Origin of the sequence: Synechococcus sp. OH2, from assembly GCF_047462155.1 — a bacterium.
In the GTDB taxonomy this organism is placed as follows: Bacteria; Cyanobacteriota; Cyanobacteriia; order Thermostichales; family Thermostichaceae; genus Thermostichus.
Map to the genome: position 1 here is coordinate 658 of NZ_JANSIR010000070.1, position 16,174 is coordinate 16,831.

The window sequence follows — 16,174 nt, forward strand, 5'->3', positions numbered from 1 at the left end:
CAAGTGCCGCCCCCCCAACAACCGCGTACCCACCCAGGCGGAGATGGACGCCTGCCGACCCTACCTCTTGGAGCAGATTCGCCTGGTGGATCCCTGGATCATTTTGTTGACGGGGGCCACTTCGGTGCGCTCCCTTTTGGGGGATAAGCGGGGCATTACCAAGATCCGCGGCGAGTGGATCCAGTGGCAGGGGCGCTGGTGCATGCCCATCTTCCACCCCGCCTACTTGCTGCGCAACCCTGACCGCACCCCCGGCAGCCCCAAGTGGTTGATGTGGCAGGACATTCAGGCGGTGAAGCAGAAGTACCTAGAACTTGCTGGCGCAACGCCACCCCAGCAGGACTTTTGAGCCCACTTTCCCTGTCGCTTACGTGGCCAGCGCTGCTGCCCTCACCCCCAGCCCCTCTCCCTTGGGAGAGGGGGGTATGGGATCCCTAACTTGCAGGCTTGAAGCCGCTCAGCAAGCCAAAGCGCAGCAAGCCGGTGGCATAGGCCCGCCGCATCAGGCCCAGCCCCAGCGCCCCACGAACGGTGACCCAGCCGCTGCGTACCAAAGCCGGGATCCACCGCCAATCGCGGGCCGAGGCAATTACCTCATCCCAAAAGGGGGCCACCCGCTCCGACCAGTCGGCAGTGCGCAACTGCTCGAACCCCACCTCTTGGGCCAGCGCTTCATACTCCGACAAGCTGATGACATAGGGCAGGCAGTACACGTCGTAGATCTGCTGCAAAAGCCGCTGATCCTGGCGGCTCAGGGAGCCCTCGCGGTGGCACCAGGTCACCACCATCATCTGCCCGCCCGGCTGCAAGACCCGCCAGCCCTCGGCCAGAAACCGCCGCTTATCTGGCATGTGCTCGCCGCTTTCCAGAGCCCAGACCAGATCGAAAGTGTGGTCGGCAAAGGGCATTTCGAGGGCATCGGCCACCCAAAAGCGCACCCTGTGGCTCAGACTGGCCTCCTGGGCCCGCTGCGTGGCCCGTCGGGCCTGGACAGGGCTGAGGGTAATGCCTGTTACCTCGGCGCCAAAGCGCCGCGCCAGCTCCAGGCTGCTCCCTCCAATGCCACAGCCGAGATCGAGGATGTGCTGAGGGGGTTTAGGATCCCCGATCTGGCCCCATTGAATCACTCGCTCCATGAGATCGATCTGGGCTTGGCGGCGATCCTTGCCGGTCTGGCCCGGCTCATAGTAGCCGTGGTGCATGTGCTCCCCCCACACCTGCTCCCACAGGCCGGAGGAAGCATCGTAGAAGCGGCGGATGCGTTGGTTGAGGGGAGGGGCCATCCAGGTAGGAGCGGGTCGGGATCCCTTCCATTCTGGACGATCTGGCCGTCCCTGCTGGCCCTGGACGCAGCCTGATAAAACCCCGATTAAGCTGGGAAAGTAGGCCCTTGCCGCCCATCCCCCTTTCTTAGACTGCCTTGGCCACCTCGGAATTGGCTCTGGAACAGCTTCTCTTCACCCCGGCCACACCTGCGCCTGACGCGGTGCGGGTCATCTACGCCTTTCCCAACACCTACTCGGTAGGGATCACCAGCCTCGGCTACCAGGTCATCTGGAGCCTGCTGGCCAGCCGCCGCGAGGTGGCGGTCGCCCGCCTGTTTACCGACCTGGCCGAGCCGCTGCCGCGGAATCCGGAGCTGGTGGGTTTTTCCCTGTCTTGGGAGCTGGACTACGTCCATATCCTGGATCTGTTGGAACGACAGGGGATCCCCCTCCAGGCCGAGGCGCGGGGGGAGGCGGATCCCTTGGTTTTTGGCGGCGGCCCGGTGTTGACGGCCAACCCTGAGCCCTTTGCTGCGTTCTTTGACTTGATCCTGCTGGGGGACGGGGAGGGGCTGGTGGAGCAGATGATCCAGACCTACCGCCAGGTACGGCAGGGATCCCGGGCCGAAAAGCTGCGGGCGCTGGCCCAGGTGCCAGGGATCTACGTGCCCAGCCTCTACGAAGTGCACTACCGCGGCCCCGACGGCCCGGTGGAAAAGGTCATTCCCAAGCGGGACGGGATCCCCAGCTCCATCCGCAAGCACACCTTCCGCGGCAACACCCTCTCGGTGTCCACCGTGGTTACCCCCAAAGCGGCCTGGGAGAGCATCTACATGGTGGAGGTGGTGCGCAGTTGTCCCGAGATGTGCCGCTTTTGCCTAGCCAGCTACCTAACTTTGCCCTTTCGCGCTGCCGATGTAGAAGGACATCTGATCCCGGCGGTGGAGCGGGGGCTGCAGGTTACCCAGCGGATTGGCCTTTTGGGGGCTTCGGTAACCCAGCACCCCCAGTTTGAGGAGTTGCTGGAGTACCTGGCGCAGGATCGCTTTGAGCAGGTGCACCTTAGCCTGGCCTCGGTGCGCACGGGCACGGTCACGCCTCGCTTGGCGCAAGTGCTTTCCCGCCGCGGCAGCCAGTCCATTACCGTAGCCATTGAAAGCGGCTCAGAACGGCTGCGCCAGGTCATTAACAAGAAGCTGACCAATGAAGAGATCTTGGCGGCGGCCGCCCACGCCCAGGCCGGCGGCCTGAAGGGGATCAAGTTCTACGGCATGGTGGGGATCCCGGCGGAAACCCAGGCCGACCTGGAGGCCACCGTTGCTCTTTTCAAGGAGCTCAAGAAGGTGGCTCCCCGCCTGCGCTTGACTTTGGGCTGCAGCACCTTTGTCCCCAAGGCCCACACCCCTTTCCAGTGGCAGGGGGTGGATCCCCAGGCTGAGAAAAAGCTGCAGTGGTATCAAAAACATCTGCGTCCCCTGGGCGTGGAGTTCCGTCCCGAAAGCTACAGTTGGTCGGTCATCCAAGCCCTCATCTCGCGGGGGGATCGGCGGGTGGCCCGAGTCTTGCAGCTAGCCCGGCAGTGGGGCGAGTCCCTGGGCAGCTTCCGCCGCGCCTTCAAAGAGCTGCAGGGACAACTGCCGCCCTTGGACTACTACGTGCACAGCAACTGGGATCCGGCGGATCCCCTTCCCTGGCAGCACATCCAGGGCCCCCTCAGCCTGGAGCGGCTGGCCCAGCACCGCCAAGAGGCCTTTTCTGGGTAGCAAAGGACGTCGTGCTTAAAATTCCCTAGGAAAGAGGGTGAGAGCCTGCAGCAGTCAGAAACGCCTCGATCTCGGCGCGCTGGGGCAAACTCGGCTGGGCCCCAGGGCGGGTCACGCACAGGGCCGCGGCGGCATTGGCAAAATGGAGGGCTTCCCTCAGGGATCCGCCAGCAGCCAGGTAGGCGGCCAAAGCACCGCAGAAGCTGTCGCCGGCAGCAGTGGTATCCACCACCAACACGGGGTGGGCTGGCAGATGGCCCCTTTCCTCCCCATCGGCCCAGACCAAGCCCGCTCCCCCCAAGGTGATGATCACTGTCGGGATCCCCTGCTGTTGCAAGGCTTGGGCCACTTTTTCGGCTTGCGCTGGCGTCTCCACTGGAGATTGGGCAAGGGCAGCGGCTTCGCTTTCATTGAGCACCAAGTAGCGCACCTGACGCAGGAGGGATCCCGGCAGGGGAGCCACAGGGGCGGGATTGAGGAGGACAGGGATCCCTTGGGCAAAGGCCTGCTCCGCCACCGCCTGCACAGTGGCTAGGGGGATTTCCAGTTGCAACAGCACCAGAGCCGCCGGCGTCCAGGGGGGCAGATGCTCTGGCAGGTAGCGACCATTGGCCCCGGGGCTAACCACAATCCGGTTTTGCCCTGCTTGATCCACGGTAATTAGAGCAATACCGCTGGGCCCTTCCAGCTCCCGTACGTAGTGGGTAGCAACGCCGCTTTGCTCCAAGTTCTCCTTTAGCAGGCGGCCAAAGCCATCGGATCCCATCGCCCCCCACATCTCCACCTGGGCTCCTGCCCGGGCTGCTGCCACCGCTTGGTTGGCCCCCTTGCCCCCAGGGTAGGTGGCGTAGTCCGATCCCAGCACCGTCTCCCCCGGCCCCGGCTGGTGTGGCACCTGCACCACCAGGTCTAGATTTAGGCTCCCCACCACGCGAACGAGGGTCGTCATTGGCTAGCTGGAAAACGTTGCCTCCAGGGTAGCCAATTCTAGCTCCCGCTACAGTCTAAGAACTCCCCACCTTGGAGCCTCTCGGCTAGCTTAGTGAGGAGGTGACGCGGAGAACGAGCCATGCTGCTAGCCACTACAGACATGCTCCAAGGTAAAGAGGTGGAGCGCTACCTGGGCATTGTTACTGCCGAGGTAGTTTATGGCACCAATGTTCTGCGGGACTTCCTTGCTGCCCTCCGCAACATTATCGGGGGACGCACAAGAACCTACGAAGAAGTGTTCGAGAATGCTCAGAAAAAGGTTTTGGAAGAGTTGGAGCAGCGAGCCAAACGTTTGGGAGCAAATGGCATCCTAGGCGTTACCATTCATACCAACATGAGCACGACGCTGATCCTCGTTACCGCCGCCGGCACCGCCGTCAAGTTGCGCTAAGCCTTTCCCCTTAGGCCAGGCTCTCCATCACTGCCTCGTCAATCTCGAAATTGGCGTAGACATTTTGCACATCGTCCAAGTTGTCCAGCCGTTCCATGAGGGTCAGCACCAGCTTGGCCGTCTCGGGATCCTCCACATGCACTTCTGTGGAAGGGATCCAACGGATGGCCGCCTCCTGCACCCGGTAGCCCTCTTTTTTAAGGTAGGTGGCCACCTGCTCCAGCAGGGTGTAATCGCAATAGACCTCTGCGCCGGTCCCCTCCACCTTGAGATCCTCCCCCCCTGCTTCGGCTACCGCTAGCAGCAGAGCTTCGGGATCTGTCACCTCCTCTAGGTTGATCACCCCTTTTTGCCGAAACAGCCAGCTCACGCAGCCGCTTTCCCCCAGGCTGCCGCCGACTTTGCTGAAGGCTTCCCGTACCTCGGCAGCCGTGCGGTTGCGGTTATCGGTCATGGCCTCAATCAAGACAGCCACGCCCCCAGGGCCGTAGCCTTCGTAGCGGATTTCCTCCAGGGGGCTGTCGTCGGTCCAGTTGCCGGATCCCTTGGCGATGGCCCGTTCAATGTTCTCGGCGGGCATGCCTGCCGCCTTGGCTTTCTCTACCGCCGAGCGCAGCCGAAAATTGGCTTCCGGATCCGGCAGGCCGCTGCGCGCTGCCACAATGATGGCGCGGGAAAGTTTGGTAAATAGGCTGCCTTTTCTGGCATCTACGCGGGCTTTTTGCCGCTTAATGTTGGCCCACTTGCTGTGTCCTGCCATACCTGCACACTGGTCAAGCAGTAGGAGGGAAGAGATCCCCTTAACTCCGAAGCCTAGATCACCCCAGGCCCAGGACTCAACCCCACCCCAGCTCCAGAACCCTAGCTTGGATCCACAAGCAAAACCCCATGAACAGCAACCAGCCCTATCAAGGCTAAATGGGCTGCCGCTCGATGACATCCCCCGGTGGGGGTGGAGCTTCGGGGGTTGGTGAAGCTTCTGGCGTTGCTTGCGGTGGGGGCGTTGGTGTCTCTCCAGGAGCTGGCGTGGGAGGTAGAGGAGGCCCAGGCTCTTCAAGCACAGCCCCAGGCGGAGGGGTCGGGGTTTGCGGCCGAGTTAAAAAGGGCGTTACCTGTTCCAGCAGCTTGGCATAGAAGATTCCATCCTGCTCTAGCCCAAAGCGACCCACCGCCCAGCGGTGACGGGGCACCAACAACGTTTGCAGCAGTACTTCCCGACTGGCGAAAGAGGGAGTGCCCACAAAGACATAGCCATCGACGATAACACGGTTCAAGTCAGGCCGAGTTTGAAACACCCGATCCACCTCCCGCAGCATCTCTGTATCCAGCCGCTCCAGCAGAGTTTCCAGAGTATCTTCAGGCCTGACCAAAACCCGCACGGGGAAGCGATAGCCTTCGCACCGATAATCTCCGCAAAGTTTAACCAGCTCGTTCCGAACTCGGATCTGCACCGCCGGATCGAGGTCTCTCACCGGTAGGGGGACTTCTGGCTCTGGCTGCTGTTCCGCTTCCTGGGCCCAAGTTAGAAATCGGCCGCCCCCTGCCCCCAATAGCAGCGATCCGCACAACAAGCCGAGTCCCAGACCCTGGAGGGGGAAGCTCCGGCCTAGGTTGCCCTGCCTGGAGCGCTGTGAAAAGCAATCCCGATTCGGGCTACTCGGCGGGTTGTTCATAGGTTAACCAATACGGCAGCGATGGCTATCGCCAACTCTACCCGACATCTGCCTAGGAGGCACTAGGCCAGGGGAAAAATGGAGTTGCTCTTGCTGGGTATCGCTGCTCCTAGGAAGCAGACTAACCAGTTGAAAGGGCATCCTTGTTTGCTGCAGCTTGCCGAAATGGCTGTAGTCTGGAGAAGCTAGTGATCCTGTGGCAGAGGAGTGTCTATGTCGTCATTGCCGGCATCGAAGGTTGGGGGATTGCAGGTGCGTTTTTTCTGGGGCCTTCTAGCCTCGACTCTCCTTCTAGCAAGCTGTGGGAGGTCTGGGGGGACAGTGCCACCTCCGGTCAATGTCTGCGAGCAAGCCTTTAGCCCAGAGTTTTTCGCATCAATTGGCCTGCGCCGCCAAGGAGATAGCCGCAGCGGAACCTTGGGGCCGAATAGCCTTTTGGAGTTCTACTTCGATAGCGCTGGCGAGGTTCAAAATGCCCGGGAAGTTCCACCGCCTCCTGGCACCTTCACCTTTTACTCAGATGGATTTCTCTACTTTCCTTCTGCAGCCAACGTTACCGGAGTTACCATCCGCCTAACCAGTTCAGTCTTCGATCCTTTGCTGGCCATCTCTGGCTTTGATGCCAACAGGAACCTTGATCCGGAACTCATCTTTATCAACGATGACGCAGCTCCTGGCAATTTCACCACCTCTGAGCTGACGATCCCAGTACGGCAAGACCGCTGTTACTTAGTGCTGGTGCAAAGCTACTGGGCCCAGAATGCCCGCAGCTCTGCTCCGGGTAGCCCTGGCCGCGGCCCCTACACCCTCGAGGTGGTCAGGGAAACCTCTGCCACTCCTCCTCCCCCCCCTGCCATCCAGCAGAAGCCGGAGGATCCGGAGAACGGCGGCGGCGGCGACCGAGGCGGCGGCGTGGGTATTTAACTCTGGCGGATGAGCCTGATGGCAAAGCTGGCGCTGCCACAGGTAGCTGTGCCGCGAATGGAGCGCCCGTCAGGGCTGACAGTGCCACTCCACGTGATGGTTGGAGTACCGCTGCCCCCTATCCTGCCGCTGACAGAAAATTGGTTGCCGATGAGCTGGCCGCTGCGCTCCGCAAAACCGGGAGAGGAAACCCTGAGCTGGTTGCCGTCTTGACGAATGGAGACGGTTTCCTGGATACCGGTTGCAACATTAACCTTACACAGGGATCCCTGCCAGACAAAGGATCCTCCCTCGTAGAGCCACTGGCCGCTCAAGGCAAGCTCTGGCACAGGCGTTGGCGTTCGTGGAAGTGGTGTCGAGGTGGGCGGCGGGGGTGGAGTTGGGGTAGGGGTAGGAGCACGAGGAACAAGCGGCGTCAATCGAGGGATAGGGGTAAGCGTTGGTGTTGGCACCGGAGTGGGAGTGGGTGTCGGTGCCGGAGTTCGAGTAGGCGTCGCCACCGGAGCGGGAGTGGGTGTCGGTGCCGGAGTTCGAGTAGGCGTTGCCACCGGAGTGGGAGTGGGTGTCGGTGCCGGAGTTGGAGTAAGTGTCGCCACCGGCGTGGGGGTGGGGACGGGCTCGAGGGTAGGTGTCGGGGTGACTGCGGCGGTAGGGATCGGCTCCGGCTCTTTTTGGGTATCGCGGGTTGCTGGGCGCGGCCAGAGCCAAAAGGCGGCCAACAAAGCCACAGCGCCTCCCCCAGCCAAGACCCACTTGAGGCTGCTGCCAGAAGGCTGGAGAACCGTCGGGGGGGCAGCTCGCGGCAGGGGGCGGGTGCGGGGGGTATCCGTCGGTGGTGGGACGGGGGGATCCTGAGGAGGAGCAGCCGGACGAGTGTTGCTGGCTGGGATGACTGTAGAGGGCGTTTTGGCAGTTTCGCCTGCAGCTTGAGAGGAGGGACCTGGCGCAGCTTCTGCCGAGGTAGTTGAGGGGAGAGGTGCCCGCTCGGCGATGTAGTAGGGGATCCTTACCCCTGGAGGGGAGACCGGCTCCTCTTCAATGAGCTCCAGATCCTCATCGCGGATATCTTCAAAGGCTCCAGCAGTTGATCCTGTATTGCTGGTGGTTTCGATTGGCGGCCTGGGAATAGAAGAAGGTGGAGCATGGCCTTGAGCCTTGGCACCGCTGGTGGGAAGAATCACGGTACTGGCCTGGCTGCTGGAGAGTTGAGTGGCTACCGTCAGCTCATAGGCTTGCAGCAGCCGCTCCCCTAGCTCCTGCATCGTCTGCGGCCGCTCGTCTGGGTTTTTCTTGAGGCAATCCATCACCACCGCTGCCACCGCAGGTGGGATTGGCTGCGGGGTTGTTGCCGAGGTGAGCTCAATCGGGTTTTCGTAGCAATGGGCGTGGATCCAACTGTGCAGAGTGTCGGTTTCCAGTTGAAAGGGCATGGATCCCGTCAGCATCTCATAGAGCACCACCCCCAGGGAGTAGATGTCTGAGCGGGCATCCAGAGACTTGCCCCGTATCTGTTCAGGAGAGGCGTAGCGAGCAGTGCCGATAAATCCGCCCCCCTTTTGGGTGCCCAGGCTAAGGGTGTGATCCGCCAAGGTTTTGGCTACGCCGAAGTCCAGGATTTTCAGTTGCGACGTGAGCTGGCCATCTCGAAAAACCCGCTCAACAAACAGGTTGCTGGGCTTGATGTCGCGGTGAATCACGCCCCGAATCTCGCGGCCCTCGACCTTGGCGTGAAATGTATGGGCAAAGTGCAGCCCCTCACAAGCCTGCAGGGCCAGCCGAAGGGCTTGCCGGAGCGACAGAGCCCCTTTTTCTCGAATCAGCTTGCCCAGATCCTGCCCCTTGAGGTATTCCATCACCAAGTAGGCCTGCTCCCCCTCTTGGCCGTGATCCAAGACTTTGACGATGCGGGGATGCTGGCCCAGAAGGGTGCTGACGCGAACCTCTTCGGCAAAGCGGCGACGCAAATCGGTCTGGGCGTCACCCCGGCTCAGCAGCATAGGGGCATGCAGGATCTTAACAGCCACCTCTTGGCGGTTGTTGTGCAAGTCCAAAGCGCGAAAGACGGATCCCATGCCGCCGCCACCGATTTCTTGAATCAGTTGGTAGCAGCCACCCAAAATGCGATTGGTGAGTTCGGAAGACATAAGGAGGCAGCTTGGGCAGAGATGTCCATACGATAAACCAATTGCTGGAGTTTATACCCGCTCCTTTCCCCGTCCAACTCAGGGATCCCAACCTTTGACGCTCTGGGAACTCCGCGCTGCTAAAGCCCTCACCCCCGGCCCCTCTCCCAGAGGGAGAGGGGAGTTGAAGCGGCGCGTTCGCGGCAGCGCTGCCTAGCAATAACGACGCGACGAGCCGTTTTTTACTGCTACTTGGAATAACCATTTAGAGATTTTCTTAAGGATCCCTAGTAAATGTGAAAAAAAGTGAGAGGGAATGCTGGGGAAATGAGGCCTTCTGGGCAACCTTCGGCCTGAAGAGGGATGATCGGAAGGGATCCCTGGGCGAGGGCTTATGGACTTGGGCTTGGTGGTGATTGCCTACAAGGAGGGGGATCGGGAGAGCAAAGCCGCCTGTCAATTGTGTGCGGAGCAATTGCGTCGGCGCGGTGTTACGGTGCTGACCGCTCCCACCGGCTTGCACCACAACCCCTACCCGGTCTTTTTGGAGGCCACTTCGGATCCTATCGATCTAGCTGTGGTACTAGGGGGAGATGGGTCGGTGTTGGCGGCAGCCCGCCACTTGGCCCCGCACGGGATCCCGATTTTGCCCATTCAGTCGGGGGGCAGGCTGGGGTTTTTGGCTCAATCAGAGCGGGTGCTGCACCAGGATCCCTGGGATCGCATTCAGGCAGGAGACTTCGTCCTGCAAGCCCGCATGATGTTGCAGGCCCAGATTTGGGAGCAAGCGCAATTGGGGCAAGGGGCTATCCCTGAGGAGGGCAAGCGGCAGGGTCGCCCGGTCAGCGAAGTCTACTACGCCCTCAACGAAATGTGCCTCAAGCCCATCAACCGGGAACGCCTGCCCGCCGCCATCATGGAAATCGAAGTCAATGGCGAGATTTTGGATCAGTACCACGGGGATGGCGTGCTGGTGGCCACGCCAACGGGATCCACTTCCTACACTTTGGCAGCCAATGGTCCCATCCTGGAACCTACCTTTGAGGCCATCATCATCACCCCCATTTGTCCCCTCAGCTTGTCCAGCCGGCCCATTGTTATCAGCGGCACGGCCACGGTGGAGATCTGGCCCCTTGCTGATCCGGAAGGGCTGACCCGCCTCTGGACTGATGGTGTCTTGGCTCAATCGGTCAACCCCGGCCAGTGGGTGCAAATTCAACGGGCTCCCCTGCCGGCCAAGCTGATGATCCTAGAAAAAGACCTCTCCTACTTCCGCACCCTGCGAGAAAAGCTGCAGTGGGCCGGCAGCCGCATCTACATCCCCACCACCAACCACCGCCCCGCGGGGGAGTAGCGGAGTTTAACCCCCCTGGAATCTTCTCCCCTGAGCCTCAGACTTTACCTACTCAGACACGGGGAAGCCCCCTACAGCCGTTCCGGCAGCTTTTGTGGCGCCCTTGATCCCGCCCTCCCCCTCGAAGGCCAGCCGATGGCAGAAGCCTTTGCCGCCGCCTACCTATGCTGGGATCCCTTGGCAGGCCCTCTACGTCAGCGCGATGCGGCGCACCTTGGCTACCCTCAGGCTGCTGGCAGAGAAGACGGAGTTGGAGATAGGGGAAATCCACTACAGCGAGTGGGAGGGCAAAACCCACGCCGAGGCCCGCGAAGCCCATCCCGAAGCCTACTGGCGCTGGAGGACTGAGCCGGCCTGGAACGCCCCCAGGTGGCGAAACCGCTGTGCAAATTGCCAACCGCGCCCTGCCGGTTGTGGCGGAGATATCGTCTCTTCGGATTCTTCTCCGCAGCCTGCTGGGCATTCACCTGGGCCGCTACCGGGATCGCATCGAGGTTTTGGCTGCCTCGGTCAGCGTGGTCAAGTTCGATCGCTATGGGCCCCTGCTGGAAAGCTTGGGGGAACGCGGCTATCTGGCGCCTAATCTGCAGCAAAGGGTAGGCACCTAAACTTTCAAAATGGGTCTGAAGTTCACTCAATGGGGATAAATTGCAACAGCAACCCTGGGTGGATGAGATGAACCGGGGCAGATTTTCCATCCTGGTCGGGATGGGCCAGCAGCACACAGCGATCTTGAGGGGTGAGGTTAAACCCGGCAGAGGGATCAGCCAGTTGAGAGTTGAGTTGGGGATCCCCGACAAACGTTAGTTGGGCCAACAGAGTTAACAGCCGGTCTTGGTGGGCCAGATCCGCTCCAAAAGCAGTTCGCTCCTGCAAGGTGGCCAGCGCCACAGGATAGCCTTCTCGAATCAAATAGGTGAGGATCCCGGCACAGCGCTCTACGGCCCGCTCCAGCTTGTTGCGATGGGCTTCAGGGCTTTCTCCCCGCGGCTGCCAGCGATTTTCAAAACAGAGGACGATGGCCTGGGAACGGGGGCGCTCCAGCTCCCGCACAACCAGTTGATCCCGTTTGGCCGAGATCTTCCAGTGCACCGAGCGCACATCATCTTGGGGACGATAGGGCCGCAGGCTAAGGTAGTCCCCCTCCTGGCCGGCCTGAGGGCGCAACTGGCTACCGCCGCTCAATTGTTCCCACAGCAACAGGTTTTGGACAGGGGCAGGCCGAGGAAACACAATCACCGTCTGCGGGTCCTCGATTTCCACTGCCTTGCGGAAGAGTTCAAAGGGAAAGCTGGTGGCAATCTCAAAACCCTGCAACTGCCACACCCCTCGCCTTGAAAAGGTGTGTTGATAGAAAGTCTCCACCCTGCTGCCGGGATCCAGCCGCAGCACATAGCTGGAAGGCCAATCCGTCTGCTTCAACCCCTCGATGCGTTCCCTTACCTGGAGCGAAAAACTGGGCAGGCGCCGTTTGCGATTGACCAGCGTCAGCCCCACCAAGACCGGCTGGCCGGCAAAGATGCGGCTGGGCAACCGCCGGCTCACCTCCAGATCTTTGAGGGCGAGCTCGGAGAGGAGGCCGCTGAGGAGAATGAGGCTAAGCAGCATCCCCAGCACCAGGTATAGGGGATTGTTGCCGGTGTTGAAGGCGGCAATACTCACCAGGAGGGTGATCCCGACAAACCGACCCCCGATGCGGGTAAAGCGGAAGCGGCGCAGAAAACGAACCCGCTGCCTCAACTGGGGAGAGCGGATCCCCAACTTCCACCGCCACCGCAAGGATTGGAAGAGTTGAAATGCTGCTTGGCTAAGTTTTGGTAACACTGGCATCCCTTCTCCGCCGCCCTGTGCCGCTAACTCTTGCCCCTCAACCCTCCGCTGGAGTTAGGGGGAGTACTGGACATTCTCAAACATTGAGCTACGCGATAGGGCAAGTCCCGCAAATAAGTGCTTAGGGACAGAGTTCTTGCAAAGCAGAAGCGGAACAGCAAAGCTAGCCCAACAGTTGCAGGTTAGCGACGGTACTCTGGGGCTTTTCTCCTCCCGGCTCTGAGCTGAGGTAGTTATCGTTGCCTTGTTCGGAGAATAGAAGCTAGGGGCAGGGTTGTTCTGTGAGGATTTCGGCAATGGCCGCGGCCACTCGCTCTTGTTGCCGGAGGGTCAGCTCGGGAAAACAGGGCAAAGACAACACCTGGGCAGCACAGAGTTCGGCATTGGGCAAATCCCCAGGTTTGTACCCCAACTTTTTGCGGTACACCGGCTGCAGATGCAGAGGAAGGGGGTAATAAACACGGCTGGCAATGCCCCGCTCCTGCAACTGCCGTTGCAAAGCATCACGCCGCCGTGAGTCGGTTGGGTCAGATCCAGGCACCCGCACCGTGTACTGGTGCCACACCGAGTTGCCCCCCACCGCCACCTGGGGCAAGATGAGGCCAGGGATCCCCTGCAACAAGCGGTGATAGGACTCGGCAATGGCCTGCCGCCGCCAGTTCCACTCCCGCAGGTAAGGCAGCTTAGCCGCGAGGATCACGGCCTGCAGCGCGTCGAGGCGGCTGTTGAGGCCAATGTATTCGTGCTGGTACTGACAGACCTGGCCGTGTTCTTTGAGGATGCGCACCTGGCGGGCCAGTTGCGGATCCCGGGTTACCACTGCCCCGCCATCCCCTGCTGCCCCCAAGTTTTTGGTGGGAAAAAAGCTAAAGCAGCCGATATCGCCCCAGGTGCCCACTGGCCTGCCCCCCCAGCAGGCTCCTACTGCCTGGGCGCAATCTTCCACTACTGCCAACCCATGTCGCCGCGCAATGGCCAGGATCTGGGTCATGTTGGCTGCCTGGCCAAACAGATGCACTGGGATTATGGCTTTGGTGCGGGGAGAAATGCTCTTTGCCAGAAGCTGGGGATCCAGGTTAAAGGTGCAGGGATCCACATCCACGAACACCGGGCGTGCCCCCACCAAATCAATAGCCTCGGCAGAGGCAAAAAAGCTAAAGGCAGTGGTGATGACCTCATCGCCCGCTTGGATCCCCAAAGCCCGCAGGGCCAATACCAAAGCATCAGTGCCGGAATTGCAACTGACGGTCTCCAGGTCGCCGCCGCCAAGAAACTGGGAGAATAGCTTCTCAAAGCGCCGCACCGCCTCTCCCCCGATGTACTGGCCAGAGGCCAGCAACGCCTCCACCTCAGGCAGAAGGGTTGCAGCCAGAGCGCGGTATTGCAAAGTTAAATCCAGCAGCGGGATTGGCTCATCCGTCATGGTGCTGCCTTTTGGGGGGTAGCGGCCACAGCCCATCATCGAGGATAAGAGCCGGTGGAGACAACGCTCTGGCACCAAATTGGGCTTTTGTGGAGCTTAGTTGCTGAGCGAGCGGCTGGGATTCAGCCTCGCTCCGGATTGAGCCTAAGCTAGAGTGAACGCGGTACATTTCTGACCAGGGATCCCCTAGGCTGGATACAGCTACAGCTATCGACAGGATGCTCTATGCAGGTTGCTTCTCAACAAGTTGGCGGCAAAGCGCCTTTAGCACCCCGAATTCTAGCTTTGGTGCCGGGAGGGATTGGCGACCAAATTCTTTTTTTTCCCACCCTGGCAAGTTTGCGGCAGCGGTTTCCGGAGGCTGAGCTGGAGGTGATGGTGGAGCCGCGGTCGGCGGCTGCCTACGAGCTCTGTCCCTCGGTGAATCGGGTGCTGACCTTTCCGTTCAAAGAGCAGCTTTCATTGGGAGATATCAGCGATCTGCTGGGGCGAATCCGGGAACGGCAGTACGACGCCGTGCTGAGCCTGGGCAGAGGGCTGGGGGTCAAGCTCCTGCTCTGGCTGACCGGGATCCCGAAGCGGGTTGGCTATGCCCCTCCGGGTCCAGGTCGGCCTTGGCTCACCGACCCGGTGCCCCTGAAGCCGGCCCAATATGCAGCGAGCATGTATCACGACCTGTTACAGGGGTTTGGCATTGCGGCGCCGGCAGGCTTGCCCCAGATTCGCCTGAAAAAAACAGCTTTGGAATGGGCGGAGCAAGAGCGCAAGCGCCTGCTAGGGGATGCTGCCAAAGATTATGTGCTGTTGCACCCCGGCGCCAGCCAACTGTCACAGGAGAAGGGAATTCAGAAGATCTATCCCCCCGTCAACTGGGTCAGGGTGATCAAGGGCTTCCGGGAAAAGCGCCCTGAGCTGCCACTGGTGCTGCTGTTGGGGCCGGAGGATGAGAAACTGGCGGAGGGGTTTCTGTCGCAACTGCCGGATCTACCAGTCAGTCGTCCTCCCCAACTGGGCCAACTAGCGGCCTTGATCGCTGGGTCAACTCTGCTGCTTTGCACCGATAGCGCCCCCATGCATCTGGCGGTGGCCACCCAAACCCCTCTGGTAGCTCTGTTTGGCCCCACTGAACCGGAACGGCTGCTGCCCGCTGAGGGGCCGTTCCGCGCCGTTAAGGCTGCCAACGGAGTGATCGACTCGATTGCTCCTGAGCAAATCTTGCAAGTGATCTTCCCCGGCTAGCGACAGAAGACTTCCCCCAAGACCAGCCCAAAAGGTTAACAGTTTTTTCTTTCTCCCCCTAGGAGAAGGGCCGGGAATGAGGAGCTTGTTTGACCATGCGGACGAAGGGACTTGAACCCTTACGCCTTGCGGCACTAGATCCTAAGTCTAGCGCGTCTGCCATTCCGCCACGTCCGCAAAAGCTGTCCCCACCGGCCAGTTGTTAGCCGACTCGGATCCCGCTCAATTACTCAATTATGCTAACGTGAACGACTCCCGACACTCATCTTTGTTGAGTCAACACAATATGGCTTACGCCACACTGCGCGAACCGATAGCGTACGGGCTTCACGCTTCCCCGACTTGTTGGTACAGAGGTCTTAGCGTGCTGCCACTGTGCGATCCACAGCGGGAAACTCTCCAGAGAGTTAATTTATTCTTCTCAATTGTAGGACGAACGGCTGTCATTCCGACACTGATTGGCTCTTGAGTCAACACAATTTACCCATACAGTGCGGGGCTTCCCGCCAATTAAGCTAACCTGGCAACTGGGCAACGGCGACCTTCAGTTCTTCTGTGGCGTCCAAAACCACCCAACCTTGACCCGCTGTCTGCTTCCACAGCTCAAAGTGCAGGTGTGGCCCAGTGACCGCCCCGGTTGCCCCCACATAGCCGATCACGGATCCCTGTTCCACCACTTCCCCGGCTCTTACCGCGACTTCGGACATGTGGCCGTAGCGCGTGCGCCGACTGTCGGCATGCTCCAGCACAACCGTAATTCCCAGGCCTCCCAAGGATCCCGCGCTCACCACCTTGCCGCTCAACGAAGCCAGGATCGGCGTGCCTAGGCTGGCCCCTAGATCCACGCCGGCATGGAACTCTGGCTGGCCGCGGATAGGGTGAATCCGCACGCCGAACCCAGAGGTAATCGGCACGGGGTGGGGCAAAGGATAGAGCAACCGTTCTTCGCCTGCCGCCAATTCGGGCAATGCCGGCGTTGGCAGTTCAGGTGTTTGGGGTTGGCTGGGATCCTCAATGCGAATCTCTTCGCCCGGCATGAGGATGATGCGGCGACCGGAGCTGCGCTCCATCAGCACCACTGGCACCCCACTTTCCGGCTGAGCATCGACAGCCAAGTTCTGGGTCGCCGGCGGCTCCATGATCATTTCCCGCCCCACCACCGTCTCTACGCGGGTTTCTGCCTCTAGAGTTGGAGAGCT

General features: G+C 60.6%; 15 protein-coding genes, 1 tRNA gene and 2 pseudogenes. 9 read left to right on the top strand and 9 right to left on the bottom strand.

The genetic code is table 11. From position 1 onward, the window contains the following. Nucleotides 1-349 (top strand): uracil-DNA glycosylase (locus tag NW835_RS05955; protein WP_414414782.1); only part of this gene is annotated, 349 nt, incomplete at its 5' end. Nucleotides 350-434: 85 nt separating this feature from the next. On the opposite strand, the gene NW835_RS05960 is transcribed toward NW835_RS05955, so the two are convergent. Beyond that, nucleotides 435-1,283 carry a methyltransferase domain-containing protein gene (locus tag NW835_RS05960; protein ID WP_414414783.1) on the bottom strand — a complete coding sequence of 283 codons (849 nt, stop codon included), beginning with the start codon at nucleotides 1,281-1,283 and terminating at the stop codon, nucleotides 435-437. 137 nt (nucleotides 1,284-1,420) lie between these two features. On the opposite strand from NW835_RS05960, the gene NW835_RS05965 reads away from it, so the two are divergent. Next, complete coding sequence (locus NW835_RS05965) at nucleotides 1,421-3,028, top strand: B12-binding domain-containing radical SAM protein (protein ID WP_414414784.1); 1,608 nt, start codon at nucleotides 1,421-1,423, stop codon at nucleotides 3,026-3,028. 25 nt (nucleotides 3,029-3,053) lie between these two features. Here the strand turns inward: NW835_RS05965 and rbsK are convergent, their stop codons facing one another. After that, nucleotides 3,054-3,977 (bottom strand): ribokinase, encoded by a 924-nt coding sequence (gene rbsK / locus NW835_RS05970; protein ID WP_414414785.1) that lies wholly within the window; start codon nucleotides 3,975-3,977, stop codon nucleotides 3,054-3,056. Between the two features lie 120 nt (nucleotides 3,978-4,097). On the opposite strand from rbsK, the gene NW835_RS05975 reads away from it, so the two are divergent. Then, nucleotides 4,098-4,409, top strand: a complete 312-nt coding sequence (locus NW835_RS05975; RefSeq protein ID WP_414360996.1) for a YbjQ family protein — start codon at nucleotides 4,098-4,100, stop codon at nucleotides 4,407-4,409. A gap of 10 nt (nucleotides 4,410-4,419) precedes the next feature. Here NW835_RS05975 and NW835_RS05980 read toward each other — a convergent pair whose 3' ends face one another. Both NW835_RS05980 and NW835_RS05985 read right to left on the bottom strand, forming a co-directional pair. After that, nucleotides 4,420-5,169 (bottom strand): YebC/PmpR family DNA-binding transcriptional regulator, encoded by a 750-nt coding sequence (locus NW835_RS05980; protein WP_414366621.1) that lies wholly within the window; start codon nucleotides 5,167-5,169, stop codon nucleotides 4,420-4,422. Nucleotides 5,170-5,323: 154 nt separating this feature from the next. Then, complete coding sequence (locus tag NW835_RS05985; RefSeq protein WP_414366891.1) at nucleotides 5,324-5,788, bottom strand: hypothetical protein; 465 nt, start codon at nucleotides 5,786-5,788, stop codon at nucleotides 5,324-5,326. A 615-nt stretch (nucleotides 5,789-6,403) separates the two neighbouring features. Here NW835_RS05985 and NW835_RS05990 point away from each other — a divergent pair. Further along, on the top strand, nucleotides 6,404-7,006 hold the full coding sequence (locus tag NW835_RS05990; protein WP_414414786.1) for a hypothetical protein: 603 nt from the start codon (nucleotides 6,404-6,406) through the stop codon (nucleotides 7,004-7,006). Here NW835_RS05990 and NW835_RS05995 read toward each other — a convergent pair. After that, a complete protein-coding gene (locus NW835_RS05995) occupies nucleotides 7,003-9,150 on the bottom strand; it encodes a serine/threonine protein kinase (RefSeq protein WP_414414787.1) in 2,148 nt (715 codons plus the stop codon). The two genes, NW835_RS05990 and NW835_RS05995, sit on opposite strands and share 4 nt — an antisense overlap. Nucleotides 9,151-9,523: 373 nt before the next feature. Here NW835_RS05995 and NW835_RS06000 point away from each other — a divergent pair, with 373 nt between their 5' ends. The 4 genes and pseudogenes from NW835_RS06000 to NW835_RS06015 all read left to right on the top strand — a co-directional run bounded on the left by NW835_RS06000 (nucleotide 9,524) and on the right by NW835_RS06015 (nucleotide 11,091). After that, nucleotides 9,524-10,483, top strand: a complete 960-nt coding sequence (locus NW835_RS06000; protein WP_414414788.1) for an NAD(+) kinase — start codon at nucleotides 9,524-9,526, stop codon at nucleotides 10,481-10,483. A gap of 30 nt (nucleotides 10,484-10,513) precedes the next feature. Next, nucleotides 10,514-10,585 (top strand): annotated as a pseudogene (locus tag NW835_RS06005) (histidine phosphatase family protein); the annotation flags it as partial. Nucleotides 10,586-10,685: 100 nt separating this feature from the next. After that, a pseudogene (locus NW835_RS06010) lies at nucleotides 10,686-10,826 on the top strand (histidine phosphatase family protein); the annotation flags it as partial. 40 nt (nucleotides 10,827-10,866) lie between these two features. Next, entirely contained in the window at nucleotides 10,867-11,091 is a 225-nt protein-coding gene (locus NW835_RS06015) for a hypothetical protein (RefSeq protein ID WP_414414800.1), read from the top strand. A gap of 22 nt (nucleotides 11,092-11,113) precedes the next feature. On the opposite strand, the gene NW835_RS06020 is transcribed toward NW835_RS06015, so the two are convergent. Beyond that, nucleotides 11,114-12,313, bottom strand: a complete 1,200-nt coding sequence (locus NW835_RS06020; protein WP_414414789.1) for a DUF58 domain-containing protein — start codon at nucleotides 12,311-12,313, stop codon at nucleotides 11,114-11,116. Nucleotides 12,314-12,575: 262 nt separating this feature from the next. Next, a complete protein-coding gene (locus NW835_RS06025) occupies nucleotides 12,576-13,736 on the bottom strand; it encodes a DegT/DnrJ/EryC1/StrS family aminotransferase (protein ID WP_414414790.1) in 1,161 nt (386 codons plus the stop codon). Nucleotides 13,737-13,961: 225 nt separating this feature from the next. On the opposite strand from NW835_RS06025, the gene NW835_RS06030 reads away from it, so the two are divergent. Further along, nucleotides 13,962-14,975, top strand: coding sequence for a glycosyltransferase family 9 protein (locus tag NW835_RS06030; RefSeq protein WP_414378039.1), 1,014 nt, complete (start codon nucleotides 13,962-13,964; stop codon nucleotides 14,973-14,975). Nucleotides 14,976-15,071: 96 nt separating this feature from the next. Here the strand turns inward: NW835_RS06030 and NW835_RS06035 are convergent. Continuing rightward, nucleotides 15,072-15,152, bottom strand: a tRNA-Leu gene (locus NW835_RS06035). Between the two features lie 338 nt (nucleotides 15,153-15,490). After that, a partial coding sequence (locus NW835_RS06040) for a M23 family metallopeptidase (protein ID WP_414414791.1) occupies nucleotides 15,491-16,174 on the bottom strand: 684 nt, incomplete at its 5' end.